The organism is Roseibium sp. RKSG952 (genome assembly GCF_009711355.1).
Genome location: NZ_SMMF01000893.1, coordinates 14,881 through 36,347, shown reverse-complemented (window position 1 = coordinate 36,347; position 21,467 = coordinate 14,881). Strand labels below are relative to the sequence as shown.

27 protein-coding genes are annotated in these 21,467 nt (G+C 57.0%); 8 read left to right on the top strand and 19 right to left on the bottom strand.

Annotation, left to right across the window (positions count from 1 at the left end; genetic code table 11):
* Positions 1–143 precede the first annotated feature (143 nt).
* From E1297_RS15210 to E1297_RS15190, 5 genes are all read right to left on the bottom strand, one after another.
* A complete protein-coding gene (locus E1297_RS15210) occupies positions 144–782 on the bottom strand; it encodes an SDR family oxidoreductase (protein ID WP_155139631.1) in 639 nt (212 codons plus the stop codon).
* Positions 783–785: 3 nt separating this feature from the next.
* Complete coding sequence (locus E1297_RS15205) at positions 786–1,241, bottom strand: DUF1178 family protein (RefSeq protein ID WP_155139629.1); 456 nt, start codon at positions 1,239–1,241, stop codon at positions 786–788.
* Positions 1,242–1,313: 72 nt separating this feature from the next.
* The gene (locus tag E1297_RS15200) at positions 1,314–1,775 is read right to left on the bottom strand and encodes an NUDIX hydrolase (protein ID WP_155139627.1); all 462 of its coding nucleotides are present in this window, start codon (positions 1,773–1,775) and stop codon (positions 1,314–1,316) included.
* A gap of 131 nt (positions 1,776–1,906) precedes the next feature.
* Complete coding sequence (locus E1297_RS15195) at positions 1,907–2,656, bottom strand: EcsC family protein (protein ID WP_155139625.1); 750 nt, start codon at positions 2,654–2,656, stop codon at positions 1,907–1,909.
* Between the two features lie 53 nt (positions 2,657–2,709).
* Entirely contained in the window at positions 2,710–3,204 is a 495-nt protein-coding gene (locus E1297_RS15190) for a GNAT family N-acetyltransferase (protein WP_368669572.1), read from the bottom strand.
* 72 nt (positions 3,205–3,276) lie between these two features.
* On the opposite strand from E1297_RS15190, the gene E1297_RS15185 reads away from it, so the two are divergent.
* Both E1297_RS15185 and E1297_RS50955 read left to right on the top strand, forming a co-directional pair.
* Positions 3,277–3,882, top strand: a complete 606-nt coding sequence (locus E1297_RS15185; RefSeq protein ID WP_155139623.1) for a flavin reductase family protein — start codon at positions 3,277–3,279, stop codon at positions 3,880–3,882.
* Positions 3,882–4,523, top strand: a complete 642-nt coding sequence (locus tag E1297_RS50955) for a CatB-related O-acetyltransferase (RefSeq protein WP_155139621.1) — start codon at positions 3,882–3,884, stop codon at positions 4,521–4,523. The genes E1297_RS15185 and E1297_RS50955 overlap by 1 nt, the downstream gene beginning before the upstream one ends.
* A gap of 33 nt (positions 4,524–4,556) precedes the next feature.
* Here the strand turns inward: E1297_RS50955 and E1297_RS15175 are convergent, their stop codons facing one another.
* The gene (locus E1297_RS15175) at positions 4,557–6,191 is read right to left on the bottom strand and encodes a SulP family inorganic anion transporter (RefSeq protein WP_155139619.1); all 1,635 of its coding nucleotides are present in this window, start codon (positions 6,189–6,191) and stop codon (positions 4,557–4,559) included.
* Positions 6,192–6,357: 166 nt separating this feature from the next.
* Here E1297_RS15175 and E1297_RS15170 point away from each other — a divergent pair, with 166 nt between their 5' ends.
* Together E1297_RS15170 and E1297_RS15165 are read left to right on the top strand one after the other, a co-directional pair.
* Positions 6,358–6,918 carry a hypothetical protein gene (locus E1297_RS15170; protein ID WP_155139617.1) on the top strand — a complete coding sequence of 187 codons (561 nt, stop codon included), beginning with the start codon at positions 6,358–6,360 and terminating at the stop codon, positions 6,916–6,918.
* Positions 6,919–6,989: 71 nt separating this feature from the next.
* The gene (locus E1297_RS15165; RefSeq protein WP_368669571.1) at positions 6,990–7,862 is read left to right on the top strand and encodes an S-methyl-5'-thioadenosine phosphorylase; all 873 of its coding nucleotides are present in this window, start codon (positions 6,990–6,992) and stop codon (positions 7,860–7,862) included.
* Between the two features lie 18 nt (positions 7,863–7,880).
* Here E1297_RS15165 and E1297_RS15160 read toward each other — a convergent pair whose 3' ends face one another.
* Together E1297_RS15160 and E1297_RS15155 are read right to left on the bottom strand one after the other, a co-directional pair.
* A complete protein-coding gene (locus E1297_RS15160) occupies positions 7,881–8,747 on the bottom strand; it encodes an alpha/beta fold hydrolase (protein ID WP_209015802.1) in 867 nt (288 codons plus the stop codon).
* Positions 8,748–9,031: 284 nt separating this feature from the next.
* Complete coding sequence (locus E1297_RS15155; RefSeq protein ID WP_155139613.1) at positions 9,032–9,718, bottom strand: hypothetical protein; 687 nt, start codon at positions 9,716–9,718, stop codon at positions 9,032–9,034.
* 300 nt (positions 9,719–10,018) lie between these two features.
* On the opposite strand from E1297_RS15155, the gene E1297_RS15150 reads away from it, so the two are divergent.
* Positions 10,019–10,648, top strand: coding sequence for a LysE family translocator (locus E1297_RS15150; RefSeq protein ID WP_155139611.1), 630 nt, complete (start codon positions 10,019–10,021; stop codon positions 10,646–10,648).
* A gap of 56 nt (positions 10,649–10,704) precedes the next feature.
* Here the strand turns inward: E1297_RS15150 and E1297_RS15145 are convergent, their stop codons facing one another.
* Complete coding sequence (locus tag E1297_RS15145; RefSeq protein ID WP_155139608.1) at positions 10,705–10,878, bottom strand: hypothetical protein; 174 nt, start codon at positions 10,876–10,878, stop codon at positions 10,705–10,707.
* Between the two features lie 106 nt (positions 10,879–10,984).
* Between E1297_RS15145 and E1297_RS50795 the strand changes: the two genes are divergently transcribed.
* The 3 genes from E1297_RS50795 to E1297_RS15135 all read left to right on the top strand — a co-directional run bounded on the left by E1297_RS50795 (position 10,985) and on the right by E1297_RS15135 (position 12,396).
* Positions 10,985–11,119, top strand: a complete 135-nt coding sequence (locus tag E1297_RS50795) for a hypothetical protein (protein WP_256372725.1) — start codon at positions 10,985–10,987, stop codon at positions 11,117–11,119.
* Positions 11,120–11,201: 82 nt separating this feature from the next.
* Entirely contained in the window at positions 11,202–11,741 is a 540-nt protein-coding gene (locus E1297_RS15140; protein ID WP_155139606.1) for an adenine phosphoribosyltransferase, read from the top strand.
* A 172-nt stretch (positions 11,742–11,913) separates the two neighbouring features.
* Positions 11,914–12,396: a fasciclin domain-containing protein gene (locus E1297_RS15135; protein WP_155139604.1), complete on the top strand. Its 483-nt coding sequence runs from the start codon at positions 11,914–11,916 to the stop codon at positions 12,394–12,396.
* A 38-nt stretch (positions 12,397–12,434) separates the two neighbouring features.
* On the opposite strand, the gene E1297_RS15130 is transcribed toward E1297_RS15135, so the two are convergent.
* The 10 genes from E1297_RS15130 to cyoE form a co-directional block, all read right to left on the bottom strand.
* Entirely contained in the window at positions 12,435–13,850 is a 1,416-nt protein-coding gene (locus E1297_RS15130; RefSeq protein WP_155139603.1) for an FAD-binding oxidoreductase, read from the bottom strand.
* Between the two features lie 38 nt (positions 13,851–13,888).
* Positions 13,889–14,707 carry an MBL fold metallo-hydrolase gene (locus E1297_RS15125; RefSeq protein ID WP_155139601.1) on the bottom strand — a complete coding sequence of 273 codons (819 nt, stop codon included), beginning with the start codon at positions 14,705–14,707 and terminating at the stop codon, positions 13,889–13,891.
* Positions 14,708–14,780: 73 nt separating this feature from the next.
* Positions 14,781–15,365: a GNAT family N-acetyltransferase gene (locus tag E1297_RS15120; RefSeq protein ID WP_155139599.1), complete on the bottom strand. Its 585-nt coding sequence runs from the start codon at positions 15,363–15,365 to the stop codon at positions 14,781–14,783.
* Positions 15,365–16,627, bottom strand: a complete 1,263-nt coding sequence (locus E1297_RS15115; protein ID WP_368669570.1) for a M16 family metallopeptidase — start codon at positions 16,625–16,627, stop codon at positions 15,365–15,367. Before E1297_RS15115 ends, E1297_RS15120 begins: the two co-directional genes overlap by 1 nt.
* Complete coding sequence (gene thrC / locus E1297_RS15110; protein ID WP_155139597.1) at positions 16,624–18,012, bottom strand: threonine synthase; 1,389 nt, start codon at positions 18,010–18,012, stop codon at positions 16,624–16,626. Before thrC ends, E1297_RS15115 begins: the two co-directional genes overlap by 4 nt.
* Complete coding sequence (locus tag E1297_RS15105) at positions 18,009–18,686, bottom strand: SURF1 family protein (RefSeq protein ID WP_155139596.1); 678 nt, start codon at positions 18,684–18,686, stop codon at positions 18,009–18,011. Before E1297_RS15105 ends, thrC begins: the two co-directional genes overlap by 4 nt.
* A gap of 169 nt (positions 18,687–18,855) precedes the next feature.
* Entirely contained in the window at positions 18,856–19,671 is an 816-nt protein-coding gene (locus E1297_RS15100; protein ID WP_155139594.1) for a cytochrome c oxidase subunit 3, read from the bottom strand.
* 22 nt (positions 19,672–19,693) lie between these two features.
* A complete protein-coding gene (locus E1297_RS15095; RefSeq protein ID WP_155139592.1) occupies positions 19,694–20,269 on the bottom strand; it encodes a cytochrome c oxidase assembly protein in 576 nt (191 codons plus the stop codon).
* Positions 20,269–20,430 (bottom strand): hypothetical protein, encoded by a 162-nt coding sequence (locus tag E1297_RS49170; protein ID WP_170331225.1) that lies wholly within the window; start codon positions 20,428–20,430, stop codon positions 20,269–20,271. Before E1297_RS49170 ends, E1297_RS15095 begins: the two co-directional genes overlap by 1 nt.
* Positions 20,430–21,383 carry a heme o synthase gene (gene cyoE, locus E1297_RS15090; RefSeq protein ID WP_155139590.1) on the bottom strand — a complete coding sequence of 318 codons (954 nt, stop codon included), beginning with the start codon at positions 21,381–21,383 and terminating at the stop codon, positions 20,430–20,432. The genes E1297_RS49170 and cyoE overlap by 1 nt, the downstream gene beginning before the upstream one ends.
* Positions 21,384–21,467 lie beyond the last annotated feature (84 nt).

Here is a 21,467-nt window from a genome sequence, read left to right as displayed (position 1 = left end):
GTCCGCAACATCTACTTTACCAATGGCGAACCGGATTCAAGCAGCTCAACGTCGCAACTCACCTCGGAAACCCGCGGCGATATTCTGGTGATTTTCATTGATCCCGGCGAGGTTTACGAGATCCCCAAAGCGGCGCTGAACACTCAGTAAGCGTGCGCGCGGCCGTCCCAGGTTTCAAAACAGCCCGAGTTATCAAGGCTGAGAGCTTCAAACCGGTCAGTCAGGCCTTCAACGGCCTGATCGGTCGTGATCTCGGCTGCGGGACCTCCCATGTCCGTCTGAACCCAGCCGGGATGGTAAATACCAACGGCAATCCCATCAGCGCGCAGGTCCGTTGCCAGATTGCGCCCCAGATTGAGCGCAGCCGCCTTTGACGCGCGATAGATGTAGCTGCCACCCGGCGCCCGTGTATGCGATGCCATCTGAGACGACATGATCGCGATCTTGCCCTTGCTGGCCTGCAAATTGGGCAACAGGGCCTGAACCGTCAGAAACACGCCCGTCACATTGGCCGCAAAACTCTGGGCCCACATCTCGGCCGGATATCCGTCGATATCGTGCCCTTTGTCCAGATAAACACCTGCGTTGCAGATCAACAGGTCAATTGGACGGTCATCAAGCAGCGACGCCACGGTCCTATGCTGTGCAGGATCCGTCACATCCAACGCCAGGTCACTGCTGCCATCCCGGGCGGTTGCGGTGACGTCATGCCCCTGGGCCCGATAGTGATCCGCAAGCGATCGGCCAATTCCACGATTGGCGCCCGTAATCACGATGTGCATGATTTAGTTGGTCTTTCTGCTGGGAACAAAGGGCAGTGGCGCAACAGGGACACCATCTTCGATCAGAGCCTTCGCCTCTTCCGGCTTGGCCTCTCCATAGATCGGGCGGTCCGGCGACTCGCCCAGATGCATCTTGCGCGCTTCTTTCGCGAAATTCTTGCCAACGTAGTCAGAGTTTTCTTCGACTTTACGGCGCAGTTCGGTCAGCACTTTCTCGACATCCGCAGCAGTCGGCTCGACACTGATTTCCTTGGATTCCGGTGGCGCAGCCTGTGTTTGAACCTTGGCATTTCGTGCAGGGCGCACCCGAGGTGTCATGATTGCCTTTTCCACCTTCGCCGAACCGCAGATGGCACAGGTCACCATCCCGGCTGCCGCCAGCTTGTCAAAGGCTGAGGCAGACTGGAACCAACTGTCAAAGCTGTGGCCTTCACTGCATTTCAAGGCGTATTGAATCATTTTCCATCCAATATGTCGGTTGTCGAATAGATACCGACAGACATGGCAATATCAAGTCTTTCCGGCGGCAGTTCAGTGCGGATGGGGATCAAATCTGCGCAACATTTCTGCGAGATCGTGATCAGCAACCCGAAGCGCTGCTTTTTTAGGCAAAAACCACTTGAGCCGACGTTCGCCACACTCGGGATATGTTGCTTCCAACCGATGCACATGCAGCGGAAAGACATCCACAAGGCACAACACCGACCCTCGATCAGGATGCCGCTTCACATATGAGAAACGGCCAAGACCTTCAGGGGAACAGGTGCCGATAACGCCCGCTTCTTCCCATGCCTCCTGCCCTGCAGTTTCAGATGGGCTGAGGCCATCGATCAGCCATCCCTTGGGGATAATCCAGCGATTGGATCGACGTGTGGTGATCAGCAGGGTCTCTGGCCGACCCTTGATGAGCCGGTAACACAACGCGGCAGATTGCGGCACAACGGGAAGTTTCCCGGCCTTGCAGAGTATATCTGGCGATAGCCTTGCGTTCATCACGCTGTCACGCCTTTCAACTGGGTATCTTTGCCTGTCTGCCGGATCGATTTTTACGTTATTTTGCGGTCCGCTAGACAACAAATACCATATGAGGCGTTTATTGCCAAGTTGCAGAGGATAGGCCGATATCAGTGTAGCATGCGCTGCGACAGGCGCTGAACAAGCTCTGGGTGCGGAATATCTGCGTCAATTGCCAATCGGCGCAAGCCAAAATGAACCCGCGCAACCTGCTGATAATACCGGGTATAGACGTAGTTGGTTCCACCTCCGGCCAATGCCCCAAGCAAAGGCACAGACTGTGCAGCCAGTTTTTGCCCCAGCACAACTGACAAGCGTGGTGCAACCATCGCGATCAGTTTCTGCATTGCGGGGCCGGTCAGTGTCAGACGCACAGAATAGAACCCCAGATCCGAGCCATCATCCTCGGACATTGGTCCTGCTGCAGACAATACCCGAATGCAATCGAATTTCACGTTTTCCGCTGCAGGATCAAAGCCTTCCCGAGCAGCTGCTCCTTGAATCGAACGCAGCAGCATTGCGGTCGTCGCTGGCAGCTCGACAAGCGCGGTGGTCATGCCACCCAGTCCACCAGCGGCCCCCATAGCGGTTGTGATGGCGGTATTGACCCAGGGCTTTTGGTCCGGAACGGCCCGTCGTGTCCCCTCAGCCGCATGCATAGCGGCCCATAACGCATGTTCTGTTGCGTCGGTCAGACCCGACCGGACTGGCTCGGGGAGTTGATCAAGCAGCGATTCTGCGGACCCGCCAAGCCTATTGAGCAGTTTAACCCCTGCCCCGCCGGCGGATCTGTAATGTCCGGCAAGCCGGTCAAGTTCAGCCTCTGTATCAACTTTTTCGATCAGAACCACGTCCTGCATATGTGCCCTCCTGTGCATAAGACATTGGCACTTTGATGGGATGATTCAATAGGTCAGCGGCTCCATCGCGTGACCGAGCCGGTGATTCCAACCCATGTACCATCGGTCAGTTCCATCCCCAGAATACGCTCGGGGTTGGTTGGTGGCGGCATCTCGACCCCTAGTAACCGGGTAAAGCCAAACCGCGCGTAGTAAGGCGCATCACCCACCAGCATTACGCGATGCCATCCCATGCGACGGCCCGCTTCGACACCTTCGTGAATGAGATAGCCGCCCAGCCCTTCGCCCTGATGGGTTGGGTGGACTGCGACAGGACCCAACAGCAGCGCATCGTGATCGCCGACATGCACCGGCCAGAACCGGATTGCACCGGCCAGTATCCCCTGACCGTCACGGGCCACCATGGACAGGCCCTGAACCGGTGGGACGTCATCGCGCAAACGATACGAGGAAAGCGCTTCGCGCCCCGGGGCAAAGCACAGGTCATAGAGGGCTTCGACCTCCCACCAATCGTCCGGCTCTTCCGGCCTTATCCCGAACTGCTGCACCCCGGCCCTCTTTTCATCTCTGGCATTCGCCCTAGCACTTCGTTACGCCTTGGGCAAACGCTTGGAGATAAGATGTTCTATCGCCCCGAAGACGGCCATGGTTTGCCGCACAATCCCTTTAACGCCATCATCACCCCTCGCCCCATCGGATGGATATCGACCCGGGATGCGAACGGGATCAACAATCTGGCGCCTTATTCCTTTTTCAACGGCGTCGCCTACACCCCGCCGCAGGTGATGTTTGCAACAACCGGCACCAAACATGATCAGGACGGCGGCAAGGACAGTATCGCCAATATCGAAGCCACGGGCGTGTTCTGCGTGAATGTCGTCGCCCATGCCCATCGCGATGCGATGAACGCAAGCTCAGCAGGATTGCCAAAAGACATCGATGAGTTCGAGCATGCCGGACTGACCCCGATTGAATGTGAGACCATCCCCTGCGCGAGGATCAAAGACGCACCGGCGGCGCTGGAGTGTAAGCTGACCCAAATCGTCACGCTGCCGGGCGAAGCGAACCGTGTTGTTTTCGGCGAAGTAACCGGTGTGCACCTGCACGACGATCATATTCGCGAAGGAAAGTTCGACGTCACCTCGTTCAAACCGCTGGCCCGTCTCGGGTATCGGGATTATTCGGTTGTCAGCGACCTGTTCAGTCTTTCGAGGCCGGATGATTGATGCCCCTACCCGATCCGTCACGCCGATATCCGATTACCCTGCCCGATGGCTCTGACCATCGGGGAACCGTATTTCTGTCTCAGGCGATTGATCACCCGCGGTTTCAGGCTGGCGCGTTCAGCTACGCGTCGGATTTCGATGCACCTGACGATTGGGCCTTCCGGCTGGCACCCTACCTGTTTCCCTTTTCCCGGGAGAAATTGGTGCTGGGCAAGTTCTGCCAGATTGCTCATGGCGTACGGTTTATCACCGCGTCTGCCAATCACGCCACAGACGGGCTGACCTGTTTTCCGTTTCCGGTTTTCGATCCGGACCGTATGGCAGGTTATCAACCTGATAGCCGGGACACTGTCATCGGGAACGATGTCTGGATCGGCTTTGGCGCGATGATCCTGCCCGGTGCGCGGATCGGAAACGGGGCGATCATCGGCGCCGGATCGGTCGTTCGCGGCGAAATTCCTCCATATGCCATCGTCACAGGCAATCCGGCCGAGGTCAGACGGTTCCGCTTTGACCCAGAAACTGTCGAAAGACTGCAGGCACTGAACTGGTGGGACTGGCCGGCCGAAAGCGTTGCCCTCGCCGAAGAGGCATTGTTGTCCGGCGACATCAATGCGCTGGAACGGATGGCCCCTAAGTAAAAGGGGCGGCCTGATCGGCCGCCCCTTTTTCATTCAGTGTCCGCCCAGAATGCCGGTGCGGACCGAGTAATCCACGGCCAGACCATAGTCCGGGTCATCGTCACTATCGACCATCAGGTGACCCGCCTTGTTCAGCAGCTTGTGACAATCGCGGCTGAGGTGGCGCAACATGACGCGCTTACCGGCGGCCTCGTATTTGCCAGCAATGTTTTCGATAGCCTGCAGCGCCGATTGATCGACAACCCGACTGTCGGCGAAATCGACAATCACGGTTTCCGGATCGTTTGCTACGTCGAACAGTTCAACGAACCCTTCGGACGACCCAAAGAACAACGGGCCTTGGATCTCGTAGACCTTAGCGCCTTTTTCGGTCTCGGACTCGCGCGTCACTGCATGAATACGCTTGGCGTTGTTCCAGGCATAGGCCAGCGCAGACACGATCACACCGACCACAACTGCAACTGCAAGGTCCTCCATCACGGTTACTACGGTCACCAGTACAATGACGAACGCATCCATCAGTGGGACCTTGCGCAGGATGTTGAACGAGTTCCAGGCAAAGGTTCCGATCACCACCATGAACATAACGCCAACCAGTGCGGCCAGCGGAATTTGCTCGATCAGGGGGGCAGCGAACAGGATAAAGACCAGCAGGAACAGCGCCGCAGCAATACCTGCAACGCGCGTACGACCGCCCGATTTTACGTTGATCATCGACTGACCGATCATTGCGCAACCGCCCATACCGCCGAAAAAGCCGGTAACAACGTTGGCCGCACCCTGCGCTATACACTCCTGCGAAGCACCGCCGCGCTTGCCGGTGATTTCACCCACAAGGTTCAGGGTCAGCAGAGATTCGATCAACCCGATCGCTGCCAGAATGACGGCGTAGGGCAGGATGATCTCAAACGTTTCCCATGTCAGCGGAACCATCGGGATATGGAAGGACGGCAGCCCCCCTTCGATCGAGGCCAGATCGCCGACGCGTGGAACATCCAGACCGAGACCAATGACCAGTGCGGCAACCACGACGATACCGGCCAACGGTGCAGGCACGATACGTGTGATGCGCGGCATGACCCAAATGACCACCATGGTCAAAGCAACAAGGCCCAGCATGGTATAGAGCTGCATGCCCGACAGCCATTCGCCGCCACCCATGCCGTGCCCGGTGTTTTCCATGGTTCCCGGCACTTTGAACTGACCCAATTGCGCCAGGAAAATCACAATGGCCAGACCATTCACAAAGCCCAGCATCACCGGATGAGGCACAAGACGTATGAACCGCCCCCAGTGCATCGCGCCTGCAATCACTTGCAGGATGCCCATCAGAACCACTGTCGCGAACAGGTATTCCACGCCGTGCTGCGCAACCAAGGCCACCATGACCACGGCCAGAGCACCGGTCGCACCCGAAATCATACCCGGGCGCCCACCAATCAGTGCAGTGATCAGACCCACAAGGAATGCCGCATAAAGGCCGACCAGCGGGTGAACCCCTGCGACAAAGGCAAATGCAACAGCTTCGGGCACAAGAGCCAGAGCAACGGTCAGGCCGGACAGCAATTCGATACGCAGACGCGACATGGTCAGCCCCTCGTCGGGCATCCAGCGCAGGTCAGGTATGGCTAGGCGATTGGCAAAGCTTGCCAGCAAGGCTCGGGGCATTGGACAGTCCTGTGGGTTAATTTGTTCGCGCGAAGGGGGCCTTTTATATGCAATCCCGTGTCAGAGCTACCGCGCTGGGTGGGACACTGCCATGCTTTAGTCGCATACCAACTCTCTCGCAATAACGTGAGTTGAAGATCACAGCAGTCACAAGCAACTCTGCAACATGCGCTGGATCATTCTACTTTTGCTATACCCGATTTCTGCAATTGCGCAGGACTTACAAGGCAATGACACGGCCGGGAACTGGCGTGTGAGCCATTATGAAGCATACGGGATATGGAATTCCATCTGCGATGAGCGTGAGGAAAACGGTGCGTTGCGGCAACGATGCTATATTCGACGCGCCGATGTTTTTTCGTTGCGTCCAAAGTTTGCCGCCCAGTTCGTATTCATCACACCGGCCCCCGAAGGTTATGAAATCGAGTTCGGAATTGAACCTGGCACTCTGTTCAGCCCGTCCGGGTTCCGGATCGACCAAGGCGAACACGTGATCTGGCGCACGCGCCGACCGGGCTGCCTAACGGGCCTCAGCTGCACCTTTACCGGAGAAGGCGCGCAGAACATTATCGATGCAATGCTGACCGGTGAGGCCTATCGCTTTGTCTTTCGGGATCGGCACGGCCAATCACAGGATCTGACATGGCCGTTGGACGGTTTTGGTGCAGCATGGCTGGACTTTAGGAGCCAATCCGACATTCGCGGATTGTTAGCAGCGGAAGAATAAGCGCAAACCCTTGTCAAAGCGGGTCGCAAACCGCAGATATTCAAGACAAACAACCTGCGGGGAGAAGATCAGTGACCCAAACTAAAATTGCCGTCATTGGCGGATCAGGCATCTACGAAATCGACGGATTGGAAAATGCGGAATGGGTCAGTGTTGAAACACCATGGGGCGATCCGTCGGATCAGATTCTGACCGGCTCTCTGGATGGCGTCGACATGGCATTTCTGCCCCGCCACGGACGCGGGCACGTCCATTCGCCGACCGAAGTCCCCTATCGCGCCAACATCGATGCGCTGAAACGGCTGGGTGTGACGGATGTAATCTCGGTCTCGGCCTGCGGATCATTTCGCGATCATATGGCACCGGGTGATTTCGTGATCGTCGACCAGTTCATCGATCGGACCTTTGCGCGGGAAAAGAGCTTTTTTGGTACGGGCTGCGTCGCACATGTCAGTGTCGCGCATCCCACCTGCCCGCGCCTGAGCGATGCCTGTGAAACTGCGGGTAAGGCTGCTGGCATCACGATCCACCGCGGCGGGACCTATCTGGCAATGGAAGGGCCGCAATTCTCAACCCTGGCCGAGTCGAAGATGTATCGCGAGAAATGGGGTTGCGATGTGATCGGCATGACCAACATGCCCGAAGCGAAGCTCGCCCGCGAAGCGGAACTTTGTTATGCCTCTGTAGCGATGGTCACGGACTATGACAGCTGGCACCCCGATCACGGCGAAGTGGACGTAACCGCCATCATCGCCACGCTGACCGGGAATGCCGAGAAAGGCCGGGCGCTGGTCAAAAGGCTGCCGAAACTGCTGGGGTCCGAACGCGAACTTTGCCCGCATGGCTGCGACCGCGCGCTGGAATTTGCGATCCTGACCGCACCCGAGAAACGCGACCCAGCCGTTCTGGCCAAGCTGGATGCGGTTGCCGGGCGGATCCTCTGACACCCGACAGGGTTGCCCTTAGTTGGCTGGCAGGTTCTGACGAACCTCCTGCCACAACCCGTGCGACCACAGGTCGTTATGGGTTCCACCCGGTATCATGAACAGCTGGGCCTTCGCGCCGGAGAGTTCCGCCAGCTTCTTGCTGTGGTGGGGCGGAACCGTTTCATCTTCGGAACCGTGAAAGATCAGGATCGGAACCTCGACATCATCGATAAGGTCGCGGGTGGCGAAGTGGTCTTTCATCAGCGCTGACACCGGCAGCCAAGGGTATCTTTCGGCTGCCACGTCCACTGTCGCTGTAAAGGGTGCTTCGAGTACCAGGAGTTCAGCTTCCGGGCGCTGTTCGGCCACGGCGGTCGCGATGCCCGTACCTAGGCTTTGTCCGTGCAGGATAACAGTCTCTCCCTGGGTTTCGAGCAGATCAAACAGCTCAACACCATCCGAGATCAGGGCCTGCTCCGACGGTTCGCCGGGACTGCCGGGATATCCCCGATAGCTGGGGGCAAGCAGTCCGAACCCGCTGTCGACAATCTCCTCAAGCCGTTGAACCCGGTCGCCCAGATTGCCGCTTTGACCATGAAAGAACAGGACCGTTGGTGCCCCCTCTGCGCTAGCAGGAACGGACCAAGTGGTCAGCTCAACCCCATCAGACATCGGAACCTTTAGGACAGTCGCATCCGCCAAACCAACAGCTTGCGGTTCGGGCAGAACACCTGAGGGTTTGAACAGCAAAGACCGCTGATTGAGATACATGTATCCTGCGGCTGCCACATAAGCGACGCCGCCAACGGCCACCACAGAGATCAATGCACGTTTCAGCCAACTGCGCGATGGTTGGTCAGTTTGGATCTGCTGTTCATTGTCAGTCGTATGCGGTTGTGTCACCCGAACCTCCTGAGGCGAAATGGCCCTCATAGTCTTGTGTCCGCATATGGGCGTTTCAAGACAGGTGTATCAACCTTAATCCGAGCTTTAAGATTGCCCACACAATACGCCACATCCACTGTGCCGCCCGGAACTGTCACATTCCTCAAATGAACACAGAACATCCTTGACCCGGCCACCGCATACGCAGCAGCGAAGTCATTACAAATCAGCGATTGCTAACACGAGCCCAGAGTTCGGGTACCCCAAACTCCGCTATGCCCCCTCTTATCGCCTGAGTGCGGCTATTCGATACGTACCAGTTGCCATTCAGCCTTGATCCGCGTCAGCCAACCGATCTTGAGAACCTCATGTTTAGGCATCGGCTGCATGCAACTTGCGCCACAGTCCATCGGTATGATGCTCGACCGGGATAGCTGAACCAATTTCGGCATGTCGGGCTCATCCGGCGCATAGTAAACCATATCGACGATAAAGACCGACTGATCAGGCATACGTACGCGCTCGACCACACGCTCAAGGCAGTTCTGCTCAAGCTGGGTACTCAGCTCATCGCTGCGATAGATCTTGTTGAATTCCCACACGACATGCGCGCCTTCGAGGTTCATCTCATGAAGAATCTTCTCTCCGACGAACTGTCCCACCTGCGAGATCGCATCATTGAAGCCCTTTCCCCACTCATTGACGCCGGCAAACCTGACCGGTGCGGCCTGGAACGTATCAGCCATGTGCAAACGGCACAGTTTGATCGCCATGAAATCACCGGCCGAATGATCAAATGCATAGGCATCACCGGGTCGCGGACTATCCAGACGATGGGCTGGGATGCTGTTTCGGTCATAGCGCAAATCGGCCTCATCCGCATCCAGCACCAGCGGTGCCGTGAACGCCAGAACAGCGATAACGATCGCCACCGCAATCAGGTATCCAGAGCGTTTGCGCAACTCGTCAAGTGCGCCTGACCAGGTCATTGCTGCACCTTAGGACAACACAGGTTGCCTCCGCATTCTGTGTACCCTTCTGGGCAGCTATTGGCGTTTCCCGTCTGAGCAACGACAGCAATAAAGAGCACAAACACTGCAGCTAACCACTTCATAACAAATACTCCTTCTTAAAAAATGCGAATATTAACATAAAACATCGCAAAAAGCGACTCGCGGTGGGAGTTTTCACCTTATTCACAGCTGCTTTGGACCCCTTGTCTGGTTGACTTTCCCGGCCCCGCAAGCCTAGCTGATCCGAGCTATTTTCAATCACGGAACACGTGCATCATGTCTTTGGAAATCTGGTTGGCTTTTGTTGCGGCTTCTACGGCACTTTTGTTGATACCGGGGCCGACGGTATTGCTTGTTCTCAGCTATGCCCTGTCCAAGGGACGTAGTGTTGCCGTTGCCTCGGCCTCGGGTGTAGCTGCGGGTGATTTGTTGGCCATGACCGCCTCTCTGCTAGGGTTGGGTGCGCTTGTTCTGGCATCGGCAACCCTGTTCACCGCGCTGAAATGGGTAGGTGCGGCCTATCTGGTCTGGATGGGCGTCAAGCTGTTGCGCAGCGCCCCCTCGGGAGGTCTGGAGACTGTTTCGACCGGGCGTGATGTGACGACTCAAAGTGTCTTTGGCCATGCGGCGGCCGTTACGGCGCTAAACCCGAAATCCATCGCCTTCTTTATCGCATTCGTGCCGCAGTTTCTGCGCCCTGCCGATCCGCTAGGGCCGCAGTTCCTTATCCTGATTGCAACGTTTGTGGGTCTGGCCTGGCTGAATGCGCTGGCCTATGCACTGTTGGCGGATCGCCTGCGTCAGATGATTGGGCGCCCGAGCGTGATCACCGGTTTAACGCGATTTGGAGGGTTAACCCTGATCGGAATGGGGCTGGCCACTGCCCTTTTACGTCGGCCAGCCTGAGTGCCTTCAACTAAAGAACAAGAAATGGCTGTCCGCTGCCAGCCACAACCTGTGCACTAGTTTTCGGCGTTCTCTTTCATGAAACCGCGGATGAAGCGCCGGATTTCCCGGGCTGCAGATGTGTCGAGTTCCTTGCAAAGCTCGACAAATGCGTCGCGTTCGTCCTTATCCAGCCGTAACACCAACTGACTGTTTTTCTTGGTAGATCCCTTACCGTCTTTCTTTCCCACGCGCCCTTACTCCGACGATCCCTTGTTTCTTATCGCGATACATTGTATATACATCGCATAGAAGTTGTAGATATCGAGCACCTAACAATAAAAAAGGAATTAGGCAATGAACCTTCATGCTGCTCAGGCATTTCTGCTGCGCGATCAGCGCAACTGGCGCAAACCGCACCTGTCGTGGCTGCCAGCTGCGCTTTATCGCTATTACGGTCTGCCAAAGGCGGTACCAGACCGCCACAAATGATCGCAGCTGGGAAACTTTCCTTGCATGACCCCGTCTGATGGGCCAAACACCCGCGCGTAATTTGACGCAAGAGGGTTGGCCCATGTCCAGAAACAAAACGGTCAAGGATTACATTCGGACCATCGTAGATTTCCCGCATGAAGGGATCATGTTCCGGGATGTGACAACCCTGTTCGCCGACCCGCGTGGGTTTCGCATGGCGATTGACCAGATGCTGCACCCCTATGCGGGTGAGCGGATCGACAAGGTGGTCGGTCTTGAGGCGCGCGGGTTTATCCTGGGCGGGGCAATTGCGCATCAGTTAAGCGTCGGGTTTGTGCCGATCCGCAAAAAGGGCAAACTGCCCGGCACAACCATCAGTCAGGACTACAAGCTGGAATACGGCGAGGCGATCGTCGAAATCCACGATGACGCAATTCAACCGGGTGAAAAGATTCTGGTGGTTGACGATCTGTTGGCAACTGGCGGCACGGCTGCTGCGGGCATCAAGCTGATCGAGCGGCTTGGCGGTGAAATCGTTTCCTGTGCCTTTGTGATAGATCTGCCTGAACTGGGTGGTCGCAAAGTGCTGGAAGATATGGGCATGGACGTCCACGTCCTGTGCGAATTTGAAGGCCTTTGACCTACTTACTTTCACGATTTCGTGATTGGAAATCTACAAACCGGCGGGCTTAGCCCTCCCTGCCCCGGTTTCAAGCCGGAACATTCTTCACGCAAGGTGATCTTGTCGCGATGCGCCCCCGTACCCCTGATGATGTCACCTGAGGCATTCATTCAACAAGGGATATGAAGTCATGTTTCGCAAAATCGCTGTAGCTGGTGTCGCTAGTATTCTGTTCAGCACGTCTGCAATAGCAGACGGTCATGGAAAAGACATTGTGGACACTGCTGTCTCGGCAGGCAGCTTTACAACTCTCGTAGCTGCCGTTCAGGCCGCTGAATTGGTTGATACCCTGAAAGGTGAGGGTCCATTCACTGTTTTCGCCCCAACAGATGAAGCTTTTGCTGCCTTGCCTGAAGGCACGGTAGAGACGCTGCTGAAGCCTGAAAACAAGGATCAACTGGTGGCCATCCTGACCTACCACGTGGTTCCGGGCAAAGTAATGTCGGGCGATCTGTCAGATGACATGACCGCTGCAACCGTGCAGGGCGGTGAGATCACCATCGATCTGGACTCGGGTGTGATGGTCAACGATGCCAACGTTGTTCAGGCCGATATCGAAACCAAGAACGGTGTGATCCATGTGATCGACAAAGTTATCATCCCTGCTTCGTAAGCGGATGTCAGGCACGGCTCGCATTTGTCGGGCCGTGCCTAAGCCTTCAGGATCGCACCGGGATTCATAATCCCTTTGGGGTCAAGCGCTGCCTTGATGGCGCGCATCGCTTGCAGCTTGGCAGGGTCCCCGTAGCGCTCTAGCTCATCGACTTTGAGCCTACCGATCCCATGTTCTGCGCTGACGGACCCATGGAATTCATGGACTAGGTCATGAACAGCGTGTTTGACCGTCGCCCTATTCTCATCAAACTCTGCTCTGTCATGCCCCTTAGGCGGGAAAACGTTGTAGTGCAGATTTCCATCGCCCAAGTGACCGAAGCAGTTGATGCGATAAGGTCCCAGCGAGGCGACCAGCTCTGCGCCCCGTTCAATGAATTCAGGTATCGACGAGATCGGGATCGAGATGTCATGGCTGGATACGGAGCCGACCAGGCGATTAGCCTCGGGGATACGCTCGCGCACAGCCCAGAGTTCTGCACGTTGACCTTCGCTTTGCGCAATCACACCATCACTGACCAGATCTTGGCCAAAAGCCTTTTGAAATATGCTTTCGAGCGCCTCTGACGGGTCGTGCCCGGCAGCCAGACCCAACTCGATCAACACGCTCCATTCGGGTGGCTCGGCAAACGGTAGGCGTATGTCAGGCAGAACCTCGGTCAAGAAGTCCATCCCCTGTCGGTGGATCAGTTCAAATGTGCTGACACCCTCCCCCACCTGATCCCGCGCAAGGGCCAGCAGATGAATGGCAGCATCAGGAGAGGCCACCTGAAAGATCGCGGTGCCGATTCCGGTTGGTCTGGGAAACAGTTTGAGAGATGCAGCCGTGATGATGCCAAGCGTTCCCTCAGAACCGATCAGCAGATTGCGCAGATCATATCCAGTGTTGTCTTTCCTCAACCGGCTGAGCCCGTGCCAGATGTCCCCGTTTGGCAGTACCGCCTCGAGCCCCAGACACAGATCGCGGGTATTGCCATATCGCAAAACGTTCACGCCCCCCGCGTTGGTGGCGAGGTTGCCCCCAATCCTGCAAGATCCCTGCGCAGCAAGCGCCAGAGGGAACAGTCTATCTGCAGCTTCGGCTGCGGCTTGCACGTCAGACAGGATTGCGCCAGCTTCGGCCACCAGAACATTCTCGGTCGGATAGACACCCCGGATCGCTGTCATACGCTCGAGCGAGATCACAAAAGGGGCTGGTTCATCTGCCATAACCTGACCGCCTACCAGCCCGGTGCCGCCGCCATAAGGAACCACGGGCACATTCGCATCAGAGGCCAGCCGAACCAGCGCGGCGACTTCTTCCACATTGCGAGGCAGGCATAGGACGCCAACATGCCCGGCAAATCTGCGACGGGGTTCTTCGAGATATCGCGGCTCAACCGGGCGCAATATGTCGTCACCCAGTTGGGTTCGGATTCGCTGAGCAAAGCACTCATCTGCAGGGTTCAAAGTCATACCCTTTCCATGCCCAAGGCAGAAAGTTTCGGCAAGTCTTATTCCAGCTCAATCAGATAGCGCGGTTCAAGAACGACAACCGTCGGTCGATCCGGAAGTGTTCGCAGCGATACTTCAATCTCGGATACGCCGTCTCGCTCAACCGGAAAATCGTTTCGTATCCCACTCAGAAACCGCTCGAGTGAATAATCCGAAAACCAGTGCATCGGAATGATGACCGAGCTTTTCAGGCGCCGCAGCACTGAAATCATTTCAGGCAGAGGCATGGTGGTTCCGCCATCTACCGCTGCCATGACAACATCCAGCCGGCCCAGCGCTGCGAATTGCTCATCCGACGGGACGTGATGCAAATGACCCAGATGGCCGATACACAGCCCCTCAACCTCGAAGACAAAGATGGAATTGCCGCGTTCCTCAACCCCACCATAGGCGGACCGGATGTCGGTGGAAACGTTCCGGATCAGCATTTCCCCCAGATCAAGATGATGGTCGATGCCTTGCCCGAACTCTCCCCAGCCTTCCAGCACATGAGGGATCGCAGGATCGGGATGCGCGGTCCAGTGGGTGCTGTGTGCGTGGTTCATGGTCACCACATCGGGAATCAGGGCGGCCCCACCGATGAACCCTGTGAAATCGGTGACGGCATTTAGCCCGCCATGTGTCTGAAGCAAAAACGAGGCATGGGCGACATAGCTGATCCGGACGGAGAACTCCGACACTGGATCCTGCCATGCAGCCTTATGAAGATACTGAATGCCGGGAGTTTCGTTGGCGATGGCAATACAGTGGCTGGGCCGCCGCTCCTGCGCTACGGCGCCTTCCGCAATCACCAACAATGCCAGAACAGCCCAGCGCATGACCAGAGTTTAGCGCAACATCGCCACAAGTCATGCTTCTTGTTTGACAAGGGTCAGTTTCCAGGCGCAGGCGTCAGCCTGCATCCGTTCGACCGCGCCGATCAGACCGCAAACTGGCATACAGAACATGGGTGCGCCAGCGGCCACCGATCTGCAGGTAAGACTGCGCGACGCCCTCGTATTTGAAGCCGGAGCTTTCGAGCAACCCGCGCGATGCTTTGTTTTCCGGAAGGCAGGCGGCTTCGATCCGGCTAAGATCCAGCCGGGTAAAAGCATAATGCACCATCGCGCCAATCGCTTCGCGCATATACCCCTGACGAGCAAAAGACTGCCCGGTCCAATACCCAAGCGTCCCCGCCTGAGCCGGGCCGCGACGTATGTTGTCCAAAGTAATTGCGCCTAACAGCACATTGTCGCTGCGCCTGAACAGAAACAGTGGAACGGCGGTACCGCTGGCCACCGAACGCTGTGCCCAATAGACCCGGTTGGTAAAGGATTTACGGCTCAGGTGATCCTTTGCCCAAACCGGCTCCCACGGGGTCAGGTATTCACGCGACGCTCGCCGTAGAGCAGACCAGTCATGAAAATCGGAATGAACGGGTGGTCGCAGACTCAACCGTTCAGTTTCGAGTTTCAGCTTGCGTCTGCCCAACAGCATCAAGCCGCGCGCCTCTCCTGCAACTCAGCCAGTGTCGGTGCGCCTGAGACCGGCCCGTAAAGCGCCAGAGCGGCAGGCGCTTTGATTGCCATCTGCTCAGCGAATACGCGCACATCCTCGGTGCTGACCGCATCAATCTTGGCCACCGTATCCTCAAGGGATGGGACACGGCCCCAGATCTGAACCAGTCGCGCCAACCGTTCGGCTCGGTTCGACGGGCTTTCCAGTCCCATAAGCATTCCGGCCTTCATCTGAGCACGGGCACGGGCAACCTCTTCGGAGGTCATGTCCTCAGCTGCGCGCTTCATCTCGTCAATGGTGATGGTGGCAAGCTTTGCGACCTGATCTGCCGATGTACCGGCGTAGATCGTGGTTGTCCCGGTGTCTGCATAGGCTCCGGTCTGCGCAAAGATCGTATAGCAGAGCCCGCGTGTCTCGCGCACTTCCTGGAACAGGCGCGAAGACATGCCGCCACCCAAAGCCGTCGAATATATCTGCGCGGTATAGATCGCATCATCGCGGTAACCGGGGCTTTCCAGGGCCAGCGCGAAATGGGCCTGCTCCAACTCTTTCTCCTGCCGTGCTTCACCACCGGTAAAGCGCGCAGGTTCGGCGATCAGCCCTGTACGTGGTTGCAGATGACCGAACATCTCTTCAGCCATTTTCATCAGCTGATCGTGATCCACGGCACCGGCGGCTGACAGGATCATCTGATCGGGGCCATAGTGCTCAGCCACAAAGCCAGAGAGGTCCTCTCGCGAAAACGCACTGACCCGCTCGGTCGGGCCCAGAATTGTCCGGCCCAAGGGCTGATCGTGATAGCTCTGCTCCTGTAACCAATCAAAGATTACATCGTCCGGCGTGTCATAGGCCTGACCGATCTCCTGCAAGATCACACCGCGTTCGACCTCGATCTCGCGGGGGTCGAAAACCGGATTCAGAACGATGTCGCCGATCACATCCATGGCCAGCGCCACATCGTCTTTCAGGACACGCGCATAATAGGCCGTCACCTCGCGCGAAGTGTAGGCGTTGATATACCCGCCTACATCCTCGATCGCCTCAGCGATTTGCAGCGCAGACCGACGCTCGGTTCCCTTGAAGGCCATGTGCTCAAGGAAATGCGCAATACCGTTCTGCTCGATCCGCTCATGCCGCCCACCGGCGGTTACCCAGATGCCGATGGCCGCCGATTGCAGCCCCGGCATGTGTTCACTGACTATACGAAATCCGTTCTTCAGTTGGTCTTGTCTGACAGTCACTCAGCAATATGCCTTTTGATATGATCCTCGAGGGCACCCAGATCATTCGCTATGCGGGTCACCCGTTCTGGACGTTCATACAGATCAGACATGCGGGATGGAAGAGGCGGATGTTCGCCGCTCGCCTTCTCGACCGCCGCCGGGAATTTTGCCGGGTGCGCAGTGGCCAGCGTGATCATCGGAACGTCGGTGTTGCGATGCTCTTCCGCGACCTTGATACCAACGGCTGTATGCGGGCAAACGAGTTCAGCGCTGTGGGCCAGCGTGTGCTTGATCGTCTCTAGCGTTTCGTCTTCGGACACCCGGCCCGAGTCAAAGCTTTCGCGCAGCGCTTCCATCGCGCCTTGGCTGACATTGAAGCCGCCATTCTTGAGCTCATCCATCAGCTGCGCAATTGCGCCGCCGTCCTCGCCATAAGCGTAGTAGAGCGCACGCTCAAAGTTCGAGCTAACCTGAATATCCATCGACGGGCTGATCGAGGGGATGGTATCACCCTTGAAATACCCCTCGCCCGACAGGCAGCGGTGCAGGATGTCGTTCTGGTTGGTAGCCACGACCAGACGGTCAATCGGCAAGCCCATGCGCTTGGCCAGGTACCCCGCGAAGATGTCACCGAAATTGCCGGTTGGCACTGTGAAGCTGACCTTGCGATGCGGCGCGCCAAGGCTGACAGCGGCTGAGAAGTAATAGACGATCTGCGCCAGCACACGGGCAAAGTTGATCGAGTTCACCCCTGCCAGCTTCACCCCGTCGCGGAAATCAAAATCGTTGAACATATCCTTCAGCGCAGCCTGACAATCGTCGAAATCGCCATCCACGGCCAAGGCATGCACGTTGCTGTCCGCTGGCGTTGTCATCTGGCGACGCTGCACTTCCGATACTCGGCCATGCGGATACAAGATGAATACATCCACGGCATCCAGACCCCGAAATGCCTCGATGGCGGCCGATCCGGTGTCACCACTGGTTGCGCCCACGATGGTCACACGGTCGCCACGGCGCTTGAGAGCCACTTGGAACAGCTGACCGATCAGCTGCATGGCGAAGTCCTTGAAGGCCAGAGTGGGCCCGTGGAACAGCTCCAGCAGGAAGTGGTTCTCGTTCAACTGCTTCAGCGGCGCGCGGGCGTCATGACCAAAACCCTCGTAGGCGCGCGCGATGATTTCCTTGAACTCGTCCTCATCAAACGATCCGCTGACATAAGGCCACATCACCCGAAAGGCGATTTCCTCGTACGGCAACCCGGCCAAAGCCGCGATCTCGTCCTGCGACATCACCGGGATTTCAGCGGGCAGATACAGGCCACCGTCGCGGGCCAACCCTGTCAGCATCGCCTCTTCAAAAGTCAGTTCGGGCGCCTGCCCACGGGTCGAGATGTATTTCATGGCTCGTCACTCTCAGAAGGGGCGCGGCTGCGCCACAGGAAGTACCCGGTCATCGCCGCCCAAACCAGGGCCAAACCAAACCAGGTGATTGCATATTGCAGATGGTCATTCGGGATGCCGGCCGTGTCGACAGGCAAAGGCTTAATGCCGGGGTCGGTTTGCGACCGCGCGATCAGCAGAACCGGCTCGGCCCCCAACGCCGTCGCCAGATTGGGCACGTCGCGGGCGAACCAGATGTTGGCGTCGATATCGGACTCAGGTGTGTAACCGTCGATCTCATCTGGCCAATGCAGGTTACCGGTGACCTCCATCGGACCAGTCCGGCGCTCGATCTGCTTCGCAGTCACAGGCACAAAGCCCCGATCCACCAGGATTGTCCGGTCTTCGGTACTGAAAGACTGGATGATGCGATACCCTGCCCCGACCTGCTTGACCGAGACCAGAACGTGGATCTCACCCGGCTCCATCTCGCCCTTGATCGTAACTGGCAAATACTTGTCGGTATCGGGCGACACACTTACCGGCAAATCAACGGGATTAGCGGATATCCGATTTTCAATCTCGGCCAATACGTCCTGTTTCCACGACAGACGCTGAACCTGCCAGACCCCCAGCGACACCAGGATCGCCAGACCGGCGATACCAAAAATCAGCAGGAAGAGAATGCGGCGCATGTCGGGTCCAGATTACATCATTTGAAGGCTCTGCATGAGCCGGCGTCTTGTTAAGGGCTACACCTGCGAAAAGGCAACCGTGCAATTGTATGGGGCGCAATATTGCGCCCCGGATAGAGAAAAAGCCGCCCCTAAGGGCGGCTTTTGCAATTGGATCGCCTGTCCGGCGTTACATCAGCGGAGCCTGACCCCAGATGTAGACGGCGAAGAACAGGAACAGCCATACGACGTCAACAAAGTGCCAGTACCATGCGGCCGCTTCGAAACCGACGTGTTTCTCGGGCGTAAAGTCACCCCGGAGTGCACGGATCAAACAGACGCTCAGGAAAATGGTCCCGATGATGACGTGCGCGCCGTGGAAACCGGTTGCCATGAAGAAGTTCGAATAGAACTGATCATCACCGAATTTCCAACCCTCATGTGCCAGCAGTTCATAGTACTCAAACGCCTGCAGGAAGGTAAACGCGATACCCAGAACGATACCGATCGCCAGACCGTTGATCAGTGCCTTGCGGTCATTGTCGTGAACCAGCGCATGGTGTGCCCATGTAATTGCACAGCCCGACAACAGCAAGACCAGTGTGTTGATCAGCGGCAGGTGGAACGGGTCAACCGCGTGGATGTCCGGCTGGATGTACTCGGTGCCGGCATAGTCGTACATCGGATACATGCGGTGTTTGAAGAACGACCAGAACCACGCGAAGAAGAACATCACCTCGGACATCACGAACAGGATGAAGCCGTAGCGCAGGCCGATGCGAACCACTGGTGTATGATCACCAGCACGGCTTTCGGCAACAACCTCTGACCACCATGCGAACATGGTATAAAGCACGGCCACCAGACCCGCCCAGAACATGAACGACGTGATACCATGCATCCAGAGGACAGCTCCGAACAGCATCACAAAGCCGCCAATCGCGCCGATGAATGGCCAGATTGATGGGGCCAGAATGTGGTAGTCGTGGTTTTTAGCGTGTGCCATCAGCGTCCCTCACCTACAGGCGTTAGTTCGTGTTTGTATCTGCCTGCGCTTCAAGGGCGGCATAGCCCTCGGGCAGGTCAATTTCGTAGAATGTATACGACAGTGTGATCGTATGAACATACTGTGCTTCGGGGTCTTCGACGATTTCCGGATCGACGAAGAAGGTGACAGGCATTTCGACCCGCTCACCCGGTTGCAGAACCTGCTCGTCAAAGCAAAAGCAGGCAATTTTCTGGAAATATCCACCGGCCGAATAGGGCGTCACGTTGTAGGATGCCTGCCCCGCGATGGGTTTGTCTGTCGGGTTGTATGCCTCATAAAAGGCCAGCCCGGTTTCACCGATGCGCACTTTCATCTCGCGCTCGACCGGTTTGAATTCCCAGGGCATGTCCTTGGCTTTGGATGCATCAAAGCGAATGGTGACGATCTGATCCAAAACGTCATCCGGAGCCTGCTCGGCGACGCCAGTGGTGCCACCAAAACCCGTTACCCGACAAAACCAGTTGTAGAACGGCACGGACGCCCAAGCGAGGCCGCCCATCAGAACAACAACGCCGACCAGTTGCACAACCGTTTTCTGTGGACCCGACATCGCCATCAGTTCTGCACCTCAGAAGTTGGAACCGTAAAGTCGGTGCCGGAAACCTTGACGATGGTCAGACCAAAGATGATCACGATGAAGGCTGCCAACGTCAGTCCAACACCAAGATTGCGGCTGAACCGGCGCTGATGCAGTTCGTGGCTCTTGCGCAAGCTCATCACCAGCCTCCCAGACCGTAGTTCTTCAGAAGCGCTTCAACCAGAATAGCGCCAAAATGCAGGAAGAGGTAAAGCAGCGACAGCTTGAAGAAGCTGCGTTCGACTTTGAAGTTGTCGGCTTCCGCGTCCTCTTCCGTGCGCCGAGAGATTTTCCATGCTCCGCGCAGGAACAGCGCATTCAGGACGACAGCAACCACCAGATAAACCGGCCCGCCGATACCCGAGAAAGCAGTCCCGATCGCCAGCATTGCCAGCAAAACGGTGTAGACAAGAATATGCCTGCGGGTCGCTTTGCGACCGTGGGTGACGGTCAGCATCGGTACGCCGGCATCGTCATAATCCGAGCGCATGAACAGCGCCAGTGCCCAGAAATGCGGCGGTGTCCACATAAAGGTCAGGGCAAACATCAGCCAGGGCTCAATCGACATCGAGCCAGTTGCGGCAACCCATCCTATCACCGGAGGGAATGCACCTGCGGCGCCACCGATCACGATGTTCTGGGGCGTCGAGCGTTTCAGCCACATCGTGTAGATGACGACATAGAAAAAGATCGTGAAGGCGAGGAACGCACCGGCAAAGATATTTGTTGCCAGCGCCAGCATCATCACGGACATGCCGGAGAGGGCCAGACCCAGGGCAAGCGCTTCGCCTTCCTCAACCTTGCCAGACGGGATCGGCCGACCTTTGGTGCGCTTCATCACCTTGTCGATATCGGCATCCCACCACATGTTCAGCGCGCCCGAGGCACCGCCGCCAATGGCAATGAAAAGGATGGCACAAAATCCGACAAAGGGGTGCACCGGAACCGGCGCGGCCAGCAGCCCGACCAGAGCGGTGAACACAACCAGCGACATCACACGCGGCTTCAGCAGGGCAAAATAATCGCCAAAGCTGGCCTCGTCCGCGCGGGTCTGCGCGTTCACGGTGCTGGCATTGATGCTTGCGTCGCTCATTTCCGGTCCTTTTGGGGCGAAAGCTGCGCGTAAGACGCGCAGCCTGCATTATTTGATGCGCGGGATTTGTGCCCGCACGTGCTG